A 19,466-nucleotide genomic window follows, 5' to 3' on the forward strand; every position below is an offset into this window, starting at 1 on the left:
AAATAACAAGTCCAATTTGCCAGCCTGTTTTTCATGTACCTAAAAATCTAATTAATTATAAAAATTCATTTAAAACTTTCACGAAACCGTTGATATTTTCAATGTGAGTATTGTGTCCACATCTATTTATGATTATGTGCTTTACATTAGCATTTAACACTTCAAATTCTCTTCCTATTTTTTCATACTTTTTATCATATTCTCCACTTATATATAATATAGGCATAGATAATTTAACTATTTCATCTTTCAGACATGGAAAATTTCCTTGACCAGTACTTTCTAAAGTATTAGAAAGTGCATAGGTGCTGTTAGCCAATCTCCTCCTGCTTATATCATTCATTATAGATTCAGGTAAAACTTTTTGAGATTTAAAAATGCTTAAGCTTCCCCAATATTCGTTAAACCATTCTATACCATTTTCTCTTATACTTTTAGCTAAATTTAAATCCTCTTTACGTCGCTTTAATCTATTTAATATTTTTTCTTCTCCGTAAGAAGCACTTTCTAAAATTAACTTATTGATTTCATTTGGATAAGTTAAAGTGTAAGCCAATGCACATCTTCCTCCCATTGAATAACCTAATATTGAATACTTTTTCAAATTCAATTTAGATATAAGCTTATTTAAATGTTTAAGCATTACTTCCAAAGAATAATATTTACTTTCTTTTGGCTTGTCGCTTTTTCCATGTCCAATGAGATCTATTAATATTAACTTATACCCATGTAAATCAAGTAACTTCCATGTACTAACATCCTCCGAAAAACCATGCAAGCAAATAATTGGATTACCTTCTCCTTTTATTTCAATATGATATTTAATGTTTTCAATTTTAATAAACATAATGTCACACCTTATAATGTTGTATATTTGTCATGTAATATTTTGCTTAATTCTGAATCGATTTTCATTTCAATTACCTTAACTCCTTCTAAAGTTAAGGCTTCCTTAAATTTATCTTCAAAAGTCTTGTAATCTTTTGCTTCATAGTATGTTGCATTATACAAAGTTTCTATCCCTTTAAAATTAATATCTTGTGGAGTTAAGAATAGATGTTCAAAATGTTTCTCTTCACTTTGAGGTAAATATCTAAATATTCCTCCTCCATCATTATTAAATAATAAAATAATTAAATTTAACTTATGTGTTTTTCCAATCAGTAAGCCATTTAAATCATGATTAAAGGCCAAATCTCCTATAAGTAAAATTGTTGGTTTATTTGAAGTCGATACCCCTAATGCAGTAGAAATAGTCCCATCAATTCCATTTGCGCCTCTATTACATAGCACCTTTACATTTTGCTCACATGCTTCAAAAAAGTAATCTAAATCACGAATTGCCATGCTATTTGCTGCAACTAATCTGCTTTCTTCTGGCAGCATTTTTTGTAACTTTTGAATCATTTTCCCTTCAAAAAAAGCTTCTTCGTTTATTGCTGCTTTAATTTGTTCACGCATTTTTTTCTGATGCCCTAGCCACTTATCCAAATACTCTCTATTGCCATTTTCTATATAAATAGCTTCTGCAAATACTCTAGGTGACGAATTAATGTACTTTTTAGTTGATAACGATGGATTGCGATAATTAAAACTCTCTCCAACCTGTATATATAAGCACTCTTTGTGTAAGGTTAAAAACTGTTGCAGTCTTTTTGAAACAGGTACCTGTCCAAAGTGAATTATAAACTCTGGCTTAAGTTCATTTTTAACATAATCATCTTTTAAAAAAGCATCATAACTATCAATAACAATATCACTTGAAAAATTTCGCATGTTTGAAATCGGATCAGCAAGTATTGGTACTTTTAGCCTCTCTCCTAAAGCTAATACTTCTTTATGATAGTTTGAATAAGCATCTCCGCCACAAATTATGATTCCACTTTTATCTTTAAAAATTGATTTGTCCAAAGAAACACTATTTTCTCCTTCAATGTACTCAAATTTATTTTTTTCACGACCTGCAGTAAAATCTAATTTACCTATATCCGGAATTAAAGGATCTCTAACTGGTATATTGATGTGCACCACACCATATTCCTTTGACATAGCATTTGTATATGCTTTTTGCATTACTATACGAACATACCTATACATACTATCAGTTTCCTCAGGCAGAGCTAATTCTTCATAATATTTGATGAAATTATCAAATATTTTATTTTGATCTATTGCTTGTGGTGCACCAACCTTACGCAACTCATGGGGTCTATCTGCCGTCAATACAATTAATGGTATTCCTGAATATTTTGCCTCCACAATTGCTGGCAGATAATTTGCAGTAGCAGAACCAGAAGTACAAACTAATACAACTGGTCTTTCCTGCTCTTTAGCTATGCCAAGTGCAAAAAATCCTGCAGAGCGCTCATCAACATTAACAAATATTCTAAAATCATGTTCACAGAACAATATAGCTAAAGGAGTAGATCTTGAGCCTGGACTAATCACAACTTCACGCACACCTAATTCATGCAATTCGTCAACTAATGCCGCAATATAATTTGTCATTAATTTTGCCTCCTCATTATAAACTTTCAATTATGGTTTTTAATTTATTATTTGTTTCAATATATTCATCTTTGCAATCTGATTTATCCACTATGCCGCAGCCTGTGTATGCATATGCCATATTTTTTTCAATTAAAACTGATCGTATTCCTGCTATGAATATACCATTCCCACTTCCATCCACAACCCCAATTGGTGCCGCATATAAACCTCTTTCATGCTTTTCATACCTTCTAATTAAATCTGTAGCTTTATCAACTGGATTTCCACCTAACGCAGGTGTAGGGTGAAGTAACTTCACCCACTTAAGTAAAGTTGTATCTTTGCTCTTACCAAGAATCCTTGTTTGAAGATGATGTAAATTTTTAAGTGTTAAAATTTTAGTTTCATCTACTGTTAATTCATCTGTAAATTTCTTCATTGTATCCGCTATTGAATCAATAACAATTTGATGTTCATAACGGTTTTTATTATCCTTTAGTAGCGTCTCCTTTTGCAATTCATCATTTTCATCACTTCTCAAGATAGTGCCAGCTAGTGCATAGCTTAATACTTTTTCACCTTCTTTTTGAACTAAAATTTCTGGTGTCGCACCTAAAAATACTTTTTCTTCTTTTGAATAACTAAATACAAAACTATTTTTGTTCTGCTTCAAAAGTTTCTGTAATACACTTTCTGCATTTATTGACGTATCACATTGAATTTTAATTTCTCTTGAAATAACTACTTTATTTACTTCTTTCATTAATATCTTATTTTTTACTACTGAAAACATTTCTTCCCAAGTTTTATAATCATCTATTTCATATTTATAAGAATGGTCACAAACTTCTATCTCTCTATTTTCAATTTCAACAAAATCCTTAAAGCAATAAAGAGTTTGCTTTCCTTCTTTTTCAACAAGATAATATTCAAATGCAATATTTTCGTTGCCAAAATTGTCCCACTTAGTATCTTTAATGGAATCAAAGAAAGTCATTGATGAAAAAATATATAAATAATCCTTAAAATTTTCATTTGCTGAAAAAGTTTTTAAACGCTTAGCTCCAAAAATGAATTCTTGTTTTATTGGATTATAAAATAAAAACTTTTCTTCATTCTTAAAATGCTTCAAAAATGAAAGTGGATTATTTAATGAAATTTGCTTTTCATAATATTTCAAATTATGTACCTCCATATTTCTAACCGAGAATTTATGCTCATGCTATAAGCTTTAAATATATTGCTTTTTTTAATATTCTTACTATATTAAATGCTTTCAATTCCTAAAAGACATTGTATATTTAAGTTTCCATGCTCTATAATTCATAATACAAAATATTTATAAAGATTTTATGTAGAAAAGTATCAAAAAAATATAACTTACCTGCTCAATTAAATTTAACAATTAGAATATTGATAAATACATCTCTATATTGGTCTCTTTAATTCAATAAAAAAGCCATGTAAAAAAGGGCTTACTCCTCTCTCACATGGCAACATTTTACTACTTATTTAATGCATTTTTTATACTATAATACTCCTCTTCACTTATTTCTCCACGGGAAAATCTTTCATTTAGTATATTTAAAGAATTATCTCTAACTCTGCAAACCTTAATTTCATTACTTTCTTGATAATTGTACATAAAAAATATAACACTTGTAATTAAAATTATAGGTATAATCATCATTTCAAGTCACCTCCAATTGTAATATATAAATTATATCTCACATTTTTGTGTCATTATATTAATTTCTTATAATTTTATAATATATTTTTCTTATCTTCCCATCATATTTTGATGAATTTTTACCATATTATCTTTACCTACAGATTCCATCTTATTAGCCATAGAATCATATCCATTATTTCGCATAACATCTATCATTTTTTTGTAATCTTCAGTACTCATATTAGACATTAAATTCTGCATAGTATTAAAGTCTCCATTTTCCATAGCTGCTGCTTCATCAGTCAATCCATTATTTTTCATTATTTCTATCATTTTATTATAACTATCATTTGACTGTTCTTCAGAGCCTGTCCTTTCCATCATTGTTCCTCTATAGTCAGCTGATGACTCAAGATTATCATTTTGGGCACTCATCATTGGTCTATTAAAACTATTAGAAACTGCACCATTGTTACTTGCAGCATATGCAAATGATGCACCTCCTACAGTTAATATTGCTGTTAATACTAAAATCATAATTTTCTTTTTCATTGTATATCACTCCTTATTTATCTTAACTTTATATTTTTATTTTACTGTTCAAATATGGAGCAATTATGAAGATAATATATTTATAAAAAATTTTATGGTTTAAATTTAATAAAAGGTTTAAGCACTATATCTTTATAGCACTTAAACCTTTTGCATTTCATCAAATTACCATAATAAGATACATCACTAAATTATTTGATTGATGCTTCATAGATTTCCTTAATTGAATTTAATAGCATTGCATTAAATTCTTCCTCTGTTTGCTGGGCAGTTAATCCTTGTGATAAAGCTCTTGAGAAACTAGCGATTAATCCATGATTACATGCTAGCTTTTTATTTGCTTCAGCTTGACTATATCCCCCAGATAAAGCCACAATCCTAACAACATGTGGATCATCCATCAAATCACTATAAAAATTATCCTTCGTAGGTATGGAGAGTTTAAGCATAATTTTTATTTTTGGGTCAAGCTTTGATAATTGTTTTGAAATTTCAAACTTTAAATGCTTTTCTGATTCTTCCTTATCAAGGCTGTGGATATCAACCTCTGGCTCAATGATTGGAATTAGACCCGATTCAGCGATTTGTTTACCAATTTCAAATTGCTGATCAATTAATATTTTAATCCCATGAGAATTGGCTTCTTTAATAACTGAACGCATTTTTGTTCCAAAAATATTCTTTTCTATAGCCTTCTTTAAAAGCTCATCCAAATTAGTTATTGGTTTCATGAGCTGAACACCATTTTCAATTTCCAGTAGTCCTTTATCAACCTTTAAAAAGGGTACAATATTTTTTTGTTTCCAAAGGTAATCAGCTGTATATTGATCATCAATAGTCCGATACATTGTATCTTCAAATAATATAGCACCCAAAATGTATTCTGAAGTAAACGCAGGACTCTTTATGATGCGTTTTCTCATTTCATGTACCAAATCAAACATCTTCTCATCATTAGAATAACTATTTTCTTGAATACCATATTGAAGTAGTGCTTTTGGAGTGCTCCCGCCACTTTGGTCCAATGCAGCAATAAATCCTTTACCTGTATGCATTCGATTCATTTGATTTTCATTCATTTGATTTTCCTCCTTGCTTGAGATTAGACAATCACATCTTGCTTTTTATTATAGTATCTTTCTTATTAATTATGTGTTCATTAAAGAAGATTGATACACATAATTAAACTTATATAGTACTATGTGATCTTAGTATAATCAGCAATAAATTAAGCAAAATACTACTAAGCTTTAATTTTTTCAAAAATAAGGAGGATTTTTAATGCATAGGAGTACAGCTGGTTTTTTAGGCGGCGTCATAGCAGGCTTTATAAAATTGCTAATTGATCAATTAGCAATTGCTATTAATTTATCTTACTCTAGTGTCACAGATGTTATTTCACAAATATTATTTATCCAAGGTGGAATATATTTTTTCATTAGCTGGATCATATATATTTTATTTAGCGGCTTAATGGGTTTTATCATATCAAAAATAATAACTAAGATATTAGTTAATTTTCTTTACTGGGGGACAATTGCAGGTATAACTATATGGGCATTAACTAGTGGCATTTTTGCATTACTAGGAAAAGTTGATCCAACCTGGTCAATGGGATTAAGCACAGGCTTAGTAAACTTTTTTTCAGATATTGTGCTTGGAATAGTAATTACCTATACTATTTCATTATCAATCCCTGAAGAGACATATTAATTTTAAACTCCCTCAAACAATTTCTAAGAAGGTTTATACAAGTACATGCACAAGCATGATTATTATAAAAAAGCTTTGATAATAAATTAATATCTCAAAGCTTTTTTATAACAACATATATATTTTATCTTTTTGTTCCATAATGTATAGATGCAACTCCAAAAGTCAAAGATTTATATTCTGAATTCTTAAACCCTATTCGTTCAAGCTCCTCTTTAAGCTGCTTTTTATTCATGAAGTTATTTACAGAATCTCTAAGATAATAATATGCCTCCCTGTCACCTGTACCTATTGATCCAACTACTGGCAATATACGATTGAAATATAAATCATATATATTTTTTAAAATAGGTATGTTAGGTTTTGATAATTCCAAACATACCACTTTTCCACCTGGTTTTAAAACCCTATACATTTCCGATAATGCTTTACTTTTATCTTGAATATTTCTTAAACCAAAGGCAATTGTAATGCAATCAAATGTATTTTCTTTAAAAGGCAATTCTAAGATACTACCTTTAATTAGTTTAAATCTATAATTTTCTAATGATTGTCTAAGTCTTCTGTTACATACATTAAGCATTTCCTGACTAAAATCCATCCCAATAACTGTAGCATTTTTTCCTACTGCTTTACATTCATAATTTATCATTTGTCCTGTCCCACAGCACAAATCTAATACCTTTTGATCTTCTTTAATATTACATATTTTTATTGCCTTTCTTCTCCACAACCTATCAATATTTAAAGTTAAAATAGAATTTAACATATCATATCTCTTTGCAATTGCTGAGAAAATCCTCTCCACATCTGTTATATTTGTTTCTGCCATATTAAATCACCTCGTATTCCTTTTATCTTACACCTACAAAAATTAGCTAGTATGTTTCTTCTATATTGCATTTTTTAATCGAAAATTATTATTATAGCTTATCTAAAATTACTTTAGATAAGCTATAACTGCTTAGCCTAATTACATACGCATAGCCATAGGTAATGAAAATAACATTATATTAACTACTGCAAGCAATATTAATAAGACGGTATATACAATTGTTACACTTATTTTTTTACTTTCATAGTTGTTCTTAGAAATTCTATAAACAGTATATATTGATCCAAGAGTACCAATTCCTATTAATAAAAATTGGAGCGCTTGAATTGTTGGGTCATCTAAAATAGCTGTAGAATTATTTTGAACTTGAACTCCAAATAACTCTATAAATGTATAAAATACAGATTTTCCTTCCGCTAATAAATGGAATAAATTATGAGCTATATGAGCAGCCATATCTAATGGTATAATGGCATATCCATACCTTGTGAAGTTTTCCTTTAATGAAGCTTTATTAAATATTTTCGCAACTAATCCTGTTACAGATAATAATATTACTGGTATAGCCATAGCTATAATAAATGTTATAGTAAAAGTTATTGCATAATTATCTGTTCCAACAGTATTTTCAAGCCCTGCTAGTATTCCATCCCATATGTTTAGCATTGTAATATTTTGAACAAATACTATACCCATGATAACAACTGCTAAAAATGCTGCATCAAATCTTGGTTTTCTTATAAACCATAACTCTTTAGTTGGTACACGCCATGATATTTTGATTGAATTGTTAGGACAATTCTTTACACAGTTACCACAGAAATTACACTCTGAATTATCTTCCATTGTTTTCGGAAATTCAAACATCGGACATCCATTTGCCCTTTCACTTCCTTTGTAACAATGAGCAGCTGTACACTTAGCACATACTTCTTTTGTTCCACGTAATTGCAACATTCCTGCTCTGGAATAATTTCCTGATAACCCTCCTAAGAAGCATAGATATCTACACCAAGTTCTACGCTCCCAAAATGCACCTGAGAATATTACTCCAATTGTTATAAGTAAAAGTAATGTTCCAGAACCTCTAGGTGATTCAACAACGCCAAATACATGATCACTCCAAGTAATAGCTAAGAACATTGCATCTATACACCATACTCCATATTTTCTTAAAAACTTAGGTACTGGCTTTTTACTTCCAACAAATTTTTGGACTAAATCACTTAATGCACCAAATGGACATATTGTACACCAGAACCTGCCTGTTATGAATAGCAGAATAGGAAGAATAGGCCACCATAATACCCATGTTCCTGCTGTACCAAAATTATCACCAGCATCAGTAGGCCCAGTTAATAGTTCAAATACAATAAACGCAAATACTAATCCTACAATTAATTGAAATATTCCTGGATACCATTTACTTTTTATAAAGCTCTTAAGCAATTTATTATCTAATAAATTATTTTCTCTTTGCTCTTGTGATGACTTTACTTCATCACTTGATTTCTTGTCCGACTTTGGCATTAAACTGTCACCTCTATTCTTCTGCATTATTTACTGCTTTTTTTCTTTATTGCAGCTACCACAATTATTACTGCTACTATTCCAACAAATCCACCTATAACAATCCAATTTGGACCTGCACTTACTACATCAACATCAAATTTTATATCTTTCTTTTCTCCATTTACTGTAGCATTAGCTGTAATAACCCATTTTCCTTTATCCGAAAAATCTATATTTCCCATGTATTGACCTTGTCCACTACTTTCCAATGTTGCTTCAATAGGCTTTGACTTATCCATATCCATGCTGCCCATGTCAGAGTCCTTGTCCATTTCTGCACTTATCTTAACATCAGCATTATCAATTTCTTTATTATTATCATCATGTAATGTTACCATCACATCATTCTTACCAGTTTTAGCTTTATTATCTTTATTAAAAGTTAGCTCAGCATTTATGCCACTTGCACTTTTTTCTGTTCCTTTTCCCATTTCCATGTTACTCATACCATCAGCAAAAGCTGCTGTTGAAAGACCTAACGTAAGAATTAAACTTAATAGTGCACCTCTAATTGTTTTCTTTTTCATTGTCTATAAACTCCCTTCATCTGTAACATTTATTTAAAATTTGTATTTATCAAACTAAATTTCTTATGCCATGCTTGTTCTTTTGCTAAACTTCTTCTTCCAAAAAGATATTAATAATTTATCAATTCCGATTGTATATGCATTAGCTCCAGCTGCCATTAAGATTATGGCTGCAGTATATAAAATTGGATTAGTACTTGTTGTTCCTGCTAACATATAATTTAGATTCATAAGAGCACCACCAATTAACCCTGCAATAGTAAAAGCTCCAAGTATTAAACTAATACCAACAAGAAATTCACCAACTGGTACTACGTAAGTAAAAACTCCTGCATTCGGTAGTGCAACATTTTCTATAAATTTTGCATACCACCATTGTACTGATGGATGATCTCCACTTGCCTGTGCTAACCCACCTTTTAGAAAGCCTGTTATTGCCGTCCCCGCTTCATTACCTACCCATTTCGGATCTTGAAGTTTTTCCATTGCTGGAATTAACCATTGGAATCCCAGCCATATACGAAGAATTGTCCATACAGGAATCAAGTACTTATTATTAAAAGGCTTCATCTATTTTCCTCCACTCTCTATAATTATTTTTAATGTATATTAAGCTTTTTTTATTTTTCTATTAGACAAATCAATCACATAATTCAAAAGACTTATAAGTCCCTGTTTATATATTGATGTTTCCAAATTTTCAATTGCCTCGTCTGCTTTTATAGCAAACTCTTTAGCATTCTCAATTGTTATATTATTTCTAATGGCATTGCAATCGCCATCCATGCAATCATCTACTATTTGATATACCATACCAAAATTCAACCCAAATTCCTCTAATTTTATAATTTCATCTTCGTTAGCTTCAGCTGCTTTTGCTCCAAGCTTGCAGCAAGCACTCATAAAAACTGCAGTCTTTCCTTTTATTATGTTCAGATAATCCTCTCTTGAAATTTCTTTATTTCTAGCCTGCTCAATTTCTGCTATACACATTTCCTCAATAACCTGCGTAATTATCCGCTTTTCCTCCATTGTTGGAAGCTTTAATAATATAGAAAATGCTTTAGCATAAAAAATGTCTCCTGATAAAACTGCTATCTTTCTTCCATGTACATTATTTAATGTCTTTTGTCCACGACGAATTAAATCATTATCAATTATGTCATCGTGTACTAAGCTGGCACTATGAATAAGTTCAATAGCTACACTTAATTCAATTAACTTTTTCCTTTGCTCCATAGTCATATTGGGTTTTATAGTTTTTGCTGAAAGTATAATTAGCAATGGACGAAGATATTTTCCAGGAACCTTAAAGAAATAATCGAATATATCTTTTGTTAGACCTGAATTAAAATCCTTTCCCATATTCTTTAAAATCATCTCAACTTCATAGAGTTCTTTATCTACTGAATTTTTTGTTTCTATAAAACTTAGCATGACTTCACCACCTCTCTCATTAATTTAAATCTTCTAGTAAAGTTATTTTATTTCAGTACTTTATATAAATTGATGCCAGCCTTGATAAAGTATATCCAGAATTTGTGTAGATATTATGAAGATGTTTTTAGCATTTTCAAACTTTAAATTATATTTAACCTAATAGATTTATTTAATAGAAATTTAATAAGAGCCTTGACAAGTTTTTTTGTCAAGGCTCTTTAGATTTATTCTAAATTATTTTTCTTTACCTATTTCACTGAATTTTTTCTTATTCTTACTTCCTTTACCGCAACAACATCCTCCTGACATGTTTTTTTTAGATCTATGATAAAGAATATGTGCAACTGCTAATATTATTATCCCTGTTATTACCACTTCAGCAACCATATTTAACACCTCCAAATACTTTATTAATACTTATTATCAAATATTTTTCTTTACTTTAGGCACAATCAAATAAATAATAAGTCTATTTTCATGTGCCTTATTTAATTAAAAATTATACCAAGAACATATGTAGAACTTATGAAGAAATCCTTATTATAATATTTAAATAAATATCACTTAATTCTTTTACTAATCATGCTTCTATCTAGTCTTTATAAAAAAAAAGCCCATACCATTATAAGTACAGACTTCTTTTAGATATTATTTGTTTTTTCTTAAACTTTATATAGTAGAATAAAATAACTTCTTAATATTAACTTACCAAAAATTTGTTTAATCTACAAAACCATATCCTATTATTTTATAATTATTCATATCTACAAATACAGTTATAATATTAGGTTCTATTTCATTCTTAGTTGGGAAGTCAATTAAATATACTTGTTTCCCTATATAAGATTTGTCATTTATTGTTCCCATACCATCCTCTAAAGTTATTTTAGAAATTTCACTATCCTGCCATGATCCTGATACACTCTGTCGTTCCCCTGAAGTCAGCTCATTGAATACGGTTTCTCTAATTTTTTGTTTTAAATTTGATGAAGCATCTTCTGATTCTTGAATCCACGCACCGTTAGAACCAATTTGATATCCATCTACAGTTGTATCATGCACCATGTATCCATCAGAACTAAAGTAATACCACTTGCCATCAATGTTTCTCCAGCCTACAACATATGAATTATTTCCAGTATTCCACCACCAGCCATTAGAATCTTGTTTCCAACTTGCACTTACACCCATTGGATTTAACGCAAAAATTGAAGCTATTACTAACGCGCTCCCCATTACCTTTGTTAATTTTAGCTTTTTCATTTTTACTTCTCCCTTTTCTTTTATTATTTTCCTACGTCTCTTTAATATATCCAATTATAACATGCTTTTTCACCATTAATCAATTTTAATATAGACATTATTGAGATATTTTTTAATGTTATTCGTATTAAATCATGAATAATCTTAATTATATTATGAATTACATAAGTAAGAAGTTAAATTTCTCTCTATACAAAATACATGCAACATTATAATTTATAAAATGGCTGTATATAATTTCATTTTTTGTGAATACTATCAACGGAAACAACTTAACTCAAAATAGAGATAGCCTTTTACTACTTACATTTAATGCTATCTCTATTTTTGCATAAATATAATATAGTTAAACAATATTTTCATATCTTGTATTATGCTTAAAGTTATGAGAATATAGAAGTAGACTTTATATTTTAAGGAGCTGATTCAAATTAATAATAAAGGAATGATTTCTAATCTATTGTTATTGCTAACTGCTGCTATATGGGGATTTGCATTTGTAGCTCAAAGAGTAGGATCTCAATATGTAGGAGCTTTTACTTTCAACGGAATTAGATTTGCCCTCGGAAGTATTTCTCTTGTACCTTTAATTTTTTACTTAGATAAAAGAAGAAAAAATACTGAAGCTGCTAACGATGACATTGAGGTAAGGACAAAAAATATACTTATTCCAGGAATTTTAGTTGGTACGGTTGCCTATGCAGGTTCAACTCTTCAGCAAATAGGACTTATTTATACAACTGCTGGAAAAGCAGGCTTTATTACTGGATTCTATATGATTATTGTGCCTATAATAGGAATATTTTTAGGAGTTAAAATTACGAAAAATTCTTGGTTTGGAATAGGACTAGCTGTTATTGGTTTATACTTCTTAAGTGTAAATGAAAATTTTAGTGTAAATTATGGAGATTTACTTGAAATAATAGGATCAATATTTTGGGCTGTCCACATATTAACTATAGATCATTTTTCAAAGAAAGTGGATTGTCTAAAACTGTCATGTATTCAATTTGCAACATGTTCGATTTTAAGTCTTGTATCTGCAGTTATTTTTGAACCAATTGCAATTAATGGGATAAGAGAAGCTTTAATTCCAATACTTTATGGTGGTCTGTTATCTGTTGGGGTTGCATATACTTTACAGGTTGTGGCTCAAAAAAATGCCAATCCAGCTCATGCAGGTATTATCATGAGTATGGAATCAGTATTTGGTGCTATAGGTGGTGCACTTATGCTTGGAGAAACTATGAGCATAAGGGGCTATTTAGGTTGTCTTCTTATTATTGGAGGCATAATTATATCACAAATTAAATTTTCTTCGGCTTTACAACACTCAGTCGAAATGTAGGTTTATTAATTGGTTCTTATTATGAAATTAGAAATACTTCTCTAACTGGCAGCTCTAATTATATGATCTTTGATTGGAATCATATAATTAGAGTTACTTTTCCCGGGCAATAATCTTCCTGTTCCAGCTACTTTTTCATGTAGAAACAACGCTAAATGTGATACCTTATTGTTCTCTTCATTAAATTCATCTTTAAACCATTGCCTTTATATTTCTGTTCTAATAAAACGTGTTCTTCTCACATAATACATACTCCTCTTAAATATAGAAAAGAACCATGCCTTAGATACTAGACATGATTCTTTTTTATACTTTATATCACAGTATTCTTTCATAAAGCTTGAACCAATCTAAACCATAATCTCCAAGTCCTAAATCAACTGTGTCCACATACTTAAATCCACATTTTTCATACAGCCTTAGTGCAGGCATATTCTTTTCATAAACATCTAAACGAATTGCTTTAGTATGTAACATATTTCCATGTTCAATAGAAAAATTTATTAATGTCCTACCTATACCAGATTTTAAGAAATCCGGATGTACTGCAAATGTGTATACTACAAGAACATCAGAATAATCAGACTCAAAAGCCCACTTTACTTTATAATATGCTGTTTCTGGTTTATTGCTTAAGATAAGCGAGCCTACAATTTTCCCATTATACCTTGCTACATATAGATTTTTATTATTAACTCCATCAATAGCATTTTGCCTAACAGGATACATCCCTTTTCTCCATCCCGGATAATTTATTCCTCCTGCCAAATAATCATTTAAATCATCATAAAGCTGTTCCAATTCATCAATATCATTTACACTTCCTAACTCAATAATAATGTCCATATGCATCCTTTCAATTTAATATAAAGTATAATTAATACCTATAATACCTTTCATCATTAATTTATTATATAAGTGTACTTTTTATTATTTCAATAGTTTCATCAATATCTTCTGCTGTAATTCCTCTGTGAGTTACAAACCTGCAGGTTGTTGAATCTATTATTTTTATTTTTATTCCATGTTCTTCTAAAACACTGCTAATATAATATGCATCCTTTCCAGCAGTTTTAAGATCCATTTTAACAATGTTAGTTAGAGTTTTTTCAACATCAACCATCTTATCATTTATGCTAGCAAGCCCCATTGCTAATTTCTTAGCATTTATATTATCATTTTCTATTCTATCAATCATTGTTTCAAGTGCAACCACGCCAGCTGCTGCCATATGTCCTGCCTGCGCTAATCCGCCGCCCATTCTCTGTCTCATTCTCCGTGCTCTCTCAATAAATTCCTTTGTTCCAAGAAGGACTGCTCCTACTGGCGCACTTAAGCCCTTGCAGAGAGAAAACTGCATCATGTCTATATCTTCACATAATATCTTAGGCTCGACTTTTAGAGCCGCTGCTGCATTGAATATTCTAGCTCCATCTAAAAAAACCTGTAAGTCATTTTTATGTGCTAACTCACACATTTCTGAAATATATTCTTTAGATAAAGGAATACCTTTATTTAAATCATATGTATTTTCTAAGCACAATACTTTTGTTATAGGTGCTTGCAGTCCATGTTTTCTAATTGACTTTTGAACATCTTGAAAATCAAACCTTCCATCTAAACTTCTAAGAACTCTAGTCTGCACTCCTGCAAGTGCAGATAGTCCCCCTGTTTCCATATTATAGATATGTGATTCTTCACCAACTAACACCTCATCCCCATGATTCGTCGAGGCCATAATTGCAATCTGATTAGCCATAGTACAAGAAATAACAAATAATGCAGCCTCTTTTCCAAACAGTTCAGCACTTCTTTTTTCTAAGCGATTCACTGTTGGATCTTCCCCATTAAAATCATCTCCTACTTCTGCATCGGCCATAGCCTGCCTCATATGCAATGTAGCCAAAGTTGCTGCATCACTTCTGTAATCTCTAATTAAATTCATTTTCTTCTCCCTCAAAAATCTATAATTCCATTTTTTGTGTTTTATTATAAATAAAATCCTATTCGTGCATTATTCTTATTTATCATATACTTTTAAATCTTATATACTAATTCCTCATTATAAGCTCTTCTTCATGCATAAACTATTAGAATTTCCTGCATATGATCCATAATTTTCTATGATGGTATATCCAGTGTTTTTATATAAATTAATTGCTTCAATTTGCTTTATTCCGGTTTCCAATACTGCATATTTATAGCCACTGCTGTTTCCAAGCTCCTCAAGTTTTCTAACTATCAATTTAGATAATCCCTGTCTTCTATTATCCTTTGTTACAAATATCCGCTTTAACTCTATAGTATCAGCATCATATTCCTTAAAAGCTCCACACGCAGCAGGTATATCATCTTTATAAATTATTATAACATCTTTAATAAAATCTAGTTCATTATGCTTGTCGTATTGTTTTTGCAATTCTCCATATCTTTCATTAAGGTCTTCATCTAATAATTTTATAAGTTTAATAAAATCAACATTTTTACTATCAGTTTTAACTATGTCTAAAACCATATTGTTTTCCTCCAATTTTTATAGATAAACATGCCATTTTAAGTTGTAAACGTTTCTTTGATTATACACTATTTTTCTAAATAATTCTATTGCTTTCCTTTTATTTCTATAAACTTGAAAATTACTGCTCCGAATGCTGCTGCTAAAATAGAAGCAATTATTATACTTATTTTCGCCATAGATAATATAGCTTCATCTGTAAATGATAATGATGCAACAAAGATAGACATAGTAAATCCAATTCCTCCAAGAACACTTGCGCCATATAAATGCCTCTTAGTTACATTAGCTGGAAGTTTAGCTATCTTTAATTTAACTAAAATATATGATGTCACAAATATACCTATCTGCTTACCAAAAAATAAACCAAATATTATTCCCAAACTAACATGCTCCACTATAGCCACTGAAAAACTTTTTATATCGATAGTTATTCCAGAATTAGCTAGAGCAAATACTGGCATTATCAAATAACTAGACCAAGGGGTTAATGTTTCTTCAAATTTATGCAATATAGAATCTTTAAACTTATGAATATTTTCTCCTATGGGCAAAGTCATTCCAAGTAATACACCAGCTATTGTTGAATGTATTCCTGATTTTAAAACACATATCCATAATAATATACCTAAAATAATATACACTGCTGGAAATTTAACATTAGATTTATTAGCTAATATAAGAGCAATTAAGATAGCCATAGCCATAATTAATGCACTCCAGGAAATTTGGCTGGTATAAAATACTGCAATTACTATAATAGCTCCTAGATCGTCAACTATAGCTAACGCCGTAAGGAATACTATTATTCCCTTAGGTGCTTTTTTTCCTACTAATGAAAGTACTCCTAAAGCAAATGCAATATCTGTTGCCATAGGAATTCCCCATCCAGAAATGGTTGCTCTATTATAATTAAATAATGCATAAATAATTGCTGGTACAATCATTCCTCCTATGGCTGCTGATATTGGAAGTATTGTCTTCTTAAATGACTTGAGCTCTCCGTACACTACCTCTCTCTTTATTTCCATTCCAACTACCAAGAAAAATATAGCCATGAATCCATCATTAATCCAATGGAGAACTGACATGGATATTGAAACTTCCTTGTAACCAATTGTTATATATGAATGAAGTATATTTTCGTAACTTTCAGCTAAGCTTGAATTTGCAATAATAATCGCAATTATAGCACATGCTAAAAGTATCAATCCACTAGATGATTCACTTTTAAAAAACTTTAGAAATGGACTAATAACTTTATTTTTAATTTTATCTTTCATATATTATCTCCTTCTCTCTACATAAATATTTTCCCCCAAAAATAGTTTTTCAAATAACACCAAAAAATTAAAACACAAAAAAGGTGGGAATACTCAAAAAGAGTTTCCCACCCCAGAAACTAAATTGCTTGAAAGCAAATCGTAGAATTTGCCCAACCGAATCTAATTATATTCATTTATTATCTAATTTGATTATATTATATAATGCTGCAATAATCAAGTTTAGAGCTCTTAGCCATCATTTTTACTAGCGTTAATTATCTCTTCTTTTCTCTAATTAGTTTAAAATAACACCTGGCTTTTTATCTATTCCTTGAGTTCTCTTCATGTGTTTTTTAACCTCTTTTATCACCTATGTAACAATTTAACACCTAAAGCGAGCATTCCTGAAGTAATTAAAGGACCAACTGGAACTCCACCTAAAAATGCAGAAGCAATTACTGCTCCTAATATTAAGGCTGGCATTACATCACCATGACCTTGAACTGTAAGATATTGAAGGCCTAGGCCACTTAAGTAAGTAGTAAAAAGAGAAATTATCAATGCCGCTATACCAATCCATGACGCAAGAACATTTTTAATATTTATAGCTGTATACTTTCCATCTGCAATTGGAATTAAAATAGCAGCAATAAGTAATATTAACCCTAGTGTCATTCCACTGTCTTCTATAACATGGAATATATATTTATCTAGATTTACAAGTTTAATAATCAATAATATAGATGTTGCAATAGCTACTGAATTAGCTTTTCCAAGTATTGATGCTGCAAGTATTACTAATAATATAATATTAGAATCCACTAAAAGTCCCTTCTTAAACAAATTTATATCTAATAAAATTTTATTCTACCATAGACCATATAATTACTTCATCGCTTAAAAATATATTTATACACCTATCTTCTTTTCAAAACAAATTGCCCTTAAATCATTAGCATATTTACCGTAATTATTGATTTGAACATATCCATTTTTCCTATAAAATGATACTCCGGCTTTATTTATTATTCGAGTTTCAACCCATAAAACAGAATATCCAAATCTTATAGCCTCATTCTCTAAATGGAATAATATTTCACTCCCAACCCCCTTTGTTTTTACTTTAGCAAACATCCGTTTTACTTCAGCAGTACTCTCATTAATTGGACGTATACCACCGCAGCCTATAGCTTCTCCACCATCATCATATGCTACTACAAATACAGAACGCGGAACACAAACATCACTAAAATCAAAAGATTGCTTCCCAGTACTACCTGTTATGTCTTCTAAACTTTTAGATAATTCCTCTAATAAATTTACTGCCTCAGGATCATAGGGACTTTTTGCGATAATTTTCACTCTTCTCTCCTCCTAAACTTTTAATTAACTTACCTCGTTCGCTATAACTATTATCATTTACAGATTCAACATTAAAACTTCCATTTTCATATATGACTTTAGATACACTTGAATTATCCATATTTCGTATATCAAAGCTCTTGTCCAAATAGTCAATAATTAATCTGATAATTCCTCCATGTGCTACTATAAGGACATTTCCTCCGCCGTCATTTGAATTCTCTATGCATATTCGCTCTAAAGTTTTCATCACTCTGCTTATTGCCACATCATAACTTTCCGCTACTTTTGTGTCATCTAGGGTAGCACAAGAATTACAGTATTCCTTTTGGAAATGATATTTTTCCTCCGCCTCCTTAAAGGACGTTACATTAAGATAATTTAATATATCATTACGCATTACCTCTTCTCGTTCTCCTTCATATTTACCAAAGCATACTTCTCTTAGCCCTTCAAGTTCCTTTAGTTGTAAATTTCTGCTTGCTTTATTTTCCTTTATAACAATTCTGGCTGTTTTTACAGCTCTTCCTAAATCACTGCTATAAACGGACTTAAACTTAACATCGCTAAGCCCAAGACCAGCATTTACAGCTACATTAACACCTTCCTTAGTTAAAACTCCATCACACCAGCCCTGAGTTCTTCCGGCTTTATTTAAAATAGTTTGTCCATGTCTCATCAAATATAATATGATTCTTCCATTATTTATACTACTCATCTTTTTCCTCCATGCCTTAAATAAAATTCATACCAAAACATCTATTATATACTATAAGTAAATAATACCATTACTTATAAAATAAGTGAATTGTAAAAATTAATGATATAATAAATATAAAGCTGCAATTTAAGGCACCTGAAAATAAATAACAGGTCCAAGGTTGCCTTGAATATTTTTCATCAGGCAAGGAG

22 protein-coding genes and 1 other annotated feature are annotated in these 19,466 nt (G+C 30.2%); of the genes, 2 read left to right on the top strand and 20 right to left on the bottom strand.

Annotated elements, in window-relative coordinates:
* Positions 1-55 precede the first annotated feature (55 nt).
* The 6 genes from menH to CLOBL_RS12820 all read right to left on the bottom strand — a co-directional run bounded on the left by menH (position 56) and on the right by CLOBL_RS12820 (position 5,793).
* A complete protein-coding gene (gene menH / locus CLOBL_RS12795; RefSeq protein ID WP_077859392.1) occupies positions 56-847 on the bottom strand; it encodes a 2-succinyl-6-hydroxy-2,4-cyclohexadiene-1-carboxylate synthase in 792 nt (263 codons plus the stop codon).
* Between the two features lie 11 nt (positions 848-858).
* Positions 859-2,508: a 2-succinyl-5-enolpyruvyl-6-hydroxy-3-cyclohexene-1-carboxylic-acid synthase gene (gene menD, locus CLOBL_RS12800; RefSeq protein ID WP_077859393.1), complete on the bottom strand. Its 1,650-nt coding sequence runs from the start codon at positions 2,506-2,508 to the stop codon at positions 859-861.
* Positions 2,509-2,524: 16 nt separating this feature from the next.
* Positions 2,525-3,670 carry an isochorismate synthase gene (locus CLOBL_RS12805; protein ID WP_077859394.1) on the bottom strand — a complete coding sequence of 382 codons (1,146 nt, stop codon included), beginning with the start codon at positions 3,668-3,670 and terminating at the stop codon, positions 2,525-2,527.
* A 324-nt stretch (positions 3,671-3,994) separates the two neighbouring features.
* On the bottom strand, positions 3,995-4,180 hold the full coding sequence (locus CLOBL_RS12810) for a hypothetical protein (RefSeq protein ID WP_077859395.1): 186 nt from the start codon (positions 4,178-4,180) through the stop codon (positions 3,995-3,997).
* Positions 4,181-4,270: 90 nt separating this feature from the next.
* Positions 4,271-4,714 carry a hypothetical protein gene (locus CLOBL_RS12815; RefSeq protein WP_077859396.1) on the bottom strand — a complete coding sequence of 148 codons (444 nt, stop codon included), beginning with the start codon at positions 4,712-4,714 and terminating at the stop codon, positions 4,271-4,273.
* 191 nt (positions 4,715-4,905) lie between these two features.
* Positions 4,906-5,793 carry a fructose bisphosphate aldolase gene (locus CLOBL_RS12820; RefSeq protein ID WP_077859397.1) on the bottom strand — a complete coding sequence of 296 codons (888 nt, stop codon included), beginning with the start codon at positions 5,791-5,793 and terminating at the stop codon, positions 4,906-4,908.
* 202 nt (positions 5,794-5,995) lie between these two features.
* On the opposite strand from CLOBL_RS12820, the gene CLOBL_RS12825 reads away from it, so the two are divergent.
* Positions 5,996-6,427 carry a hypothetical protein gene (locus tag CLOBL_RS12825; protein WP_077859398.1) on the top strand — a complete coding sequence of 144 codons (432 nt, stop codon included), beginning with the start codon at positions 5,996-5,998 and terminating at the stop codon, positions 6,425-6,427.
* A gap of 124 nt (positions 6,428-6,551) precedes the next feature.
* On the opposite strand, the gene ubiE is transcribed toward CLOBL_RS12825, so the two are convergent.
* The 7 genes from ubiE to CLOBL_RS12855 form a co-directional block, all read right to left on the bottom strand.
* Positions 6,552-7,259, bottom strand: coding sequence for a bifunctional demethylmenaquinone methyltransferase/2-methoxy-6-polyprenyl-1,4-benzoquinol methylase UbiE (gene ubiE, locus CLOBL_RS12830; RefSeq protein WP_077859399.1), 708 nt, complete (start codon positions 7,257-7,259; stop codon positions 6,552-6,554).
* 141 nt (positions 7,260-7,400) lie between these two features.
* Positions 7,401-8,792, bottom strand: coding sequence for a 4Fe-4S binding protein (locus CLOBL_RS12835; RefSeq protein WP_077859400.1), 1,392 nt, complete (start codon positions 8,790-8,792; stop codon positions 7,401-7,403).
* 26 nt (positions 8,793-8,818) lie between these two features.
* The gene (locus CLOBL_RS12840; RefSeq protein ID WP_077859401.1) at positions 8,819-9,361 is read right to left on the bottom strand and encodes a FixH family protein; all 543 of its coding nucleotides are present in this window, start codon (positions 9,359-9,361) and stop codon (positions 8,819-8,821) included.
* A 63-nt stretch (positions 9,362-9,424) separates the two neighbouring features.
* On the bottom strand, positions 9,425-9,931 hold the full coding sequence (locus tag CLOBL_RS12845; RefSeq protein WP_077859402.1) for a DoxX family membrane protein: 507 nt from the start codon (positions 9,929-9,931) through the stop codon (positions 9,425-9,427).
* Between the two features lie 39 nt (positions 9,932-9,970).
* A complete protein-coding gene (locus CLOBL_RS12850; RefSeq protein WP_077859403.1) occupies positions 9,971-10,798 on the bottom strand; it encodes a polyprenyl synthetase family protein in 828 nt (275 codons plus the stop codon).
* A 237-nt stretch (positions 10,799-11,035) separates the two neighbouring features.
* A complete protein-coding gene (locus tag CLOBL_RS28005) occupies positions 11,036-11,188 on the bottom strand; it encodes a hypothetical protein (RefSeq protein WP_179117749.1) in 153 nt (50 codons plus the stop codon).
* A 333-nt stretch (positions 11,189-11,521) separates the two neighbouring features.
* A complete protein-coding gene (locus CLOBL_RS12855) occupies positions 11,522-12,064 on the bottom strand; it encodes a hypothetical protein (RefSeq protein ID WP_077859404.1) in 543 nt (180 codons plus the stop codon).
* A 445-nt stretch (positions 12,065-12,509) separates the two neighbouring features.
* On the opposite strand from CLOBL_RS12855, the gene CLOBL_RS12860 reads away from it, so the two are divergent.
* Positions 12,510-13,412, top strand: coding sequence for a DMT family transporter (locus tag CLOBL_RS12860; RefSeq protein ID WP_179117750.1), 903 nt, complete (start codon positions 12,510-12,512; stop codon positions 13,410-13,412).
* A gap of 318 nt (positions 13,413-13,730) precedes the next feature.
* Here CLOBL_RS12860 and CLOBL_RS12865 read toward each other — a convergent pair whose 3' ends face one another.
* From CLOBL_RS12865 to CLOBL_RS12895, 7 genes are all read right to left on the bottom strand, one after another.
* Complete coding sequence (locus CLOBL_RS12865; RefSeq protein WP_077859406.1) at positions 13,731-14,258, bottom strand: GNAT family N-acetyltransferase; 528 nt, start codon at positions 14,256-14,258, stop codon at positions 13,731-13,733.
* Positions 14,259-14,322: 64 nt separating this feature from the next.
* Positions 14,323-15,357 (bottom strand): GntG family PLP-dependent aldolase, encoded by a 1,035-nt coding sequence (locus tag CLOBL_RS12870; RefSeq protein ID WP_077859407.1) that lies wholly within the window; start codon positions 15,355-15,357, stop codon positions 14,323-14,325.
* A gap of 117 nt (positions 15,358-15,474) precedes the next feature.
* Positions 15,475-15,927 (bottom strand): GNAT family N-acetyltransferase, encoded by a 453-nt coding sequence (locus CLOBL_RS12875; protein WP_077859408.1) that lies wholly within the window; start codon positions 15,925-15,927, stop codon positions 15,475-15,477.
* Positions 15,928-16,013: 86 nt separating this feature from the next.
* On the bottom strand, positions 16,014-17,210 hold the full coding sequence (nhaA, locus tag CLOBL_RS12880; protein WP_077859409.1) for a Na+/H+ antiporter NhaA: 1,197 nt from the start codon (positions 17,208-17,210) through the stop codon (positions 16,014-16,016).
* Positions 17,211-17,311: 101 nt separating this feature from the next.
* Positions 17,312-17,368, bottom strand: a sequence feature (sodium ion sensor (DUF1646 type); this cis-regulatory element may regulate processes involved in with the transportation of sodium ions).
* 190 nt (positions 17,369-17,558) lie between these two features.
* Positions 17,559-18,014, bottom strand: coding sequence for a DUF441 domain-containing protein (locus tag CLOBL_RS12885; RefSeq protein WP_077859410.1), 456 nt, complete (start codon positions 18,012-18,014; stop codon positions 17,559-17,561).
* An 87-nt stretch (positions 18,015-18,101) separates the two neighbouring features.
* Positions 18,102-18,554, bottom strand: coding sequence for a GNAT family N-acetyltransferase (locus tag CLOBL_RS12890; RefSeq protein WP_077859411.1), 453 nt, complete (start codon positions 18,552-18,554; stop codon positions 18,102-18,104).
* On the bottom strand, positions 18,526-19,272 hold the full coding sequence (locus CLOBL_RS12895; RefSeq protein ID WP_077859412.1) for a histidine phosphatase family protein: 747 nt from the start codon (positions 19,270-19,272) through the stop codon (positions 18,526-18,528). Before CLOBL_RS12895 ends, CLOBL_RS12890 begins: the two co-directional genes overlap by 29 nt.
* Between the last annotated feature and the right edge of the window lie 194 nt (positions 19,273-19,466).

It is taken from the genome of Clostridium sp. BL-8 (assembly GCF_002006495.1).
Lineage (GTDB): Bacteria > Bacillota > Clostridia > Clostridiales > Clostridiaceae > Clostridium.